This is a genomic window from Parafannyhessea sp. (genome assembly GCF_051876455.1).
Lineage (GTDB): Bacteria > Actinomycetota > Coriobacteriia > Coriobacteriales > Atopobiaceae > Parafannyhessea.
In genome coordinates this window covers 1-2,332 of the sequence record NZ_JBJEHW010000146.1, presented here as the reverse complement: position 1 = coordinate 2,332, position 2,332 = coordinate 1, and the positions used below count along the sequence as shown (strand labels likewise).

3 protein-coding genes are annotated in these 2,332 nt (G+C 69.2%); 2 read left to right on the top strand and 1 reads right to left on the bottom strand.

What is annotated here, in order from left to right; genetic code table 11:
* Together ACI38Z_RS06535 and queA are read left to right on the top strand one after the other, a co-directional pair.
* Positions 1 to 593, top strand: a 593-nt coding sequence (locus ACI38Z_RS06535) for an epoxyqueuosine reductase QueH (RefSeq protein ID WP_439789387.1), incomplete at its 5' end; no start/stop codon positions are given.
* A 174-nt stretch (positions 594 to 767) separates the two neighbouring features.
* On the top strand, positions 768 to 1,931 hold the full coding sequence (gene queA, locus ACI38Z_RS06530) for a tRNA preQ1(34) S-adenosylmethionine ribosyltransferase-isomerase QueA (protein WP_439789386.1): 1,164 nt from the start codon (positions 768 to 770) through the stop codon (positions 1,929 to 1,931).
* 113 nt (positions 1,932 to 2,044) lie between these two features.
* On the opposite strand, the gene ACI38Z_RS06525 is transcribed toward queA, so the two are convergent.
* The coding region (locus ACI38Z_RS06525; protein WP_439789385.1) for a hypothetical protein at positions 2,045 to 2,332 on the bottom strand (288 nt) is incomplete at its 5' end.

The window sequence follows — 2,332 nt, the reverse complement described above, 5'->3', positions numbered from 1 at the left end:
GCTCGCTCGAGCCCGTCCAGTACCTGCGGCTGGAGGGCTTCGAGCCCACCATCATCTGGACGAACCCCAACATCCAGCCCAAGGCCGAGCACGACAGGCGCCTGGACGTGCTGCTTGAGTGGGCGCGCGACGTGGCCCACGTGGACGTGATCGTGGCGGCGGACGACCGCGACGCATGGGAGAGGGGCGTGGCCCCCGCGGGCTTCGACCGCGAGCGCAGGTGCAGGGCGTGCTACGCGGTCCGCCTTGCGGAGAGCTGCCGCGTCGCCAGGGAGCGGGGCTTCGAGTACGTCTCGACCACGCTGGCCGTGTCGCCGTACCAGCTCTTCGACACGTGCCACGAGGTGCTTGGGTCCGTGGCGAGGGCGAACGGGCTCACGGCGGTGTGGCGTGACTTCAGGCCGCACTACCCGGAGTCCGTGGAGGAGTCCCGCGACCTGGGAATGTACCGGCAGAACTACTGCGGGTGCCGGTTCTCGTCCGCGGAGGCCGCGATGGAGCGGCACGTCGCCCGCGACTGGCGGAAGGCGGCCAAGGCGGCGCGGCGCGAGGGCAGGGAGCTCCCGCCGCGACCGGAGTACCTGCCCGGCTAGGGCGGCTGGCGCGGTGGCCATGCGGTGGGGTCGATGCGCCCGCCGCGGCGTCCACGTTCTTCTCCACATTTGCGCGGGACGGCGCCCCGGGCGCGCGGGCGCGCTATCATAGGCGGCTGTTGAGAAACGCCGATGCGGCCGCGTGGGCCGCGCGCAAGGGACGTGGAGAGACGCATGCGCACAGACGACTTTGACTACGACCTCCCTGAGGAGCTCATCGCGCAGGAGCCGGCGGAGCCGAGGGACTCCTGCAGGCTGCTCGTGCTGCACCGTGACGACGGCAGCGTCGAGCACAGGCACTTCTACGACATCGTGGACTACCTGGAGCCGGGCGACCTCGTGGTCGCGAACAAGACCCGCGTGATGCCCGCGAGGCTCATGGGCCACAAGAAGGGCACGGGCGGCGTGAGCGAGACGCTGCTGCTCAAGCGCCGCGAGGACAAGGACCCGCTCGGCCACGTGTGGGAGTGCCTGGTCAAGCCCGGCAAGCGCCTGAAGCAGGGCGCGGTGATCGAGTACCGCGAGGGTGGCATCCACGCGCCGATGAGCTGGCCCGTCGTGCTGACCGGCGAGGTGATCGACTACCTGGAGGACAACCGCGGCGGGCGCCTGGTGCGCTTCACGCCGGCGGAGGGGCTCACGCTGGACGAGGCCATCCACAAGGCGGGCCACGTGCCCCTGCCGCCGTACATCACGGACTACCAGGGCGACGGCGAGAAGTACCAGACCGTCTATGCGATGCACGAGGAGCACTCGGCGGCGGCCCCGACCGCGGGCCTGCACTTCACGCCGGAGCTCATCCAGAAGATCCAGGACTCGGGCGTGCAGTGGAAGACCGTCGAGCTCGAGGTGGGCATCGACACGTTCCGTCTGGTTGAGGAGGACGACCCAACGAAGCACGTCATGCACACGGAGCGCTACCACGTCCCGCAGGACGTGGTGGACGCCGTGCACGCCACGAAGGCGGCCGGGCATCGCGTGATCGCAATCGGCACCACGTCCGTGCGCTCGCTCGAGAGCGCCTTCGACCCCGAGGCGCCCGTGTGGGAGAAGCCCTGCGTGGCCAGGCGCTTCGAGAACGCGCCGGACTCGGCGCTCACGCTGGGGAAGGGCGACATCGTCGAGAGGCGCGACGCCACGACGAACCTCTACCTCATGCCTGGCTCGACCTACCATGTGGTCGACGCGATGGTCACGAACTTCCACGTGCCGCGGTCGACCCTGATGATGCTCGTGTCCGCCTTCGCGACGCGCGAGCAGATCATGGCCGCCTACCAGGAGGCCATCAGGGAGCGGTACCGCTTCTTCAGCTTTGGCGACGCGATGCTCATGCTGTAGGGACGGCCTTGCCGCCACGCATGGACGGAGGCCCCGCACCAGTGCCCTGTGAGGCGCGGTGCGGGGCCTCCCTTTTTGCCGAGGGGCCTCTCTGTGGGTGACGGGATGCGGGACTAAGAGGTCCTGAGAACGAACCAGACCACGAGCGCGACGATCAGCACGGCGAGCACGATGGCGCCGATGAAGAGGAAGCGCTGCTTGCGGGTCGACTCGCGGAGGTGCTTCTCGTCACGGGCGAGACGCTGGGCGTTCTTCATGCGCTTCTGGAGCTCCTGCCTGCCCTGCTGGATGCTTGCCGCGAGGTCGGCCGTGACCTCGGGCGTGGCGTGGATGTCGTTTGCCTCGTCGAGGAGCTTCTGGGCCTCCTTGATCTTGGCCTCCGCGTCAGCGCGCTCCTTGTC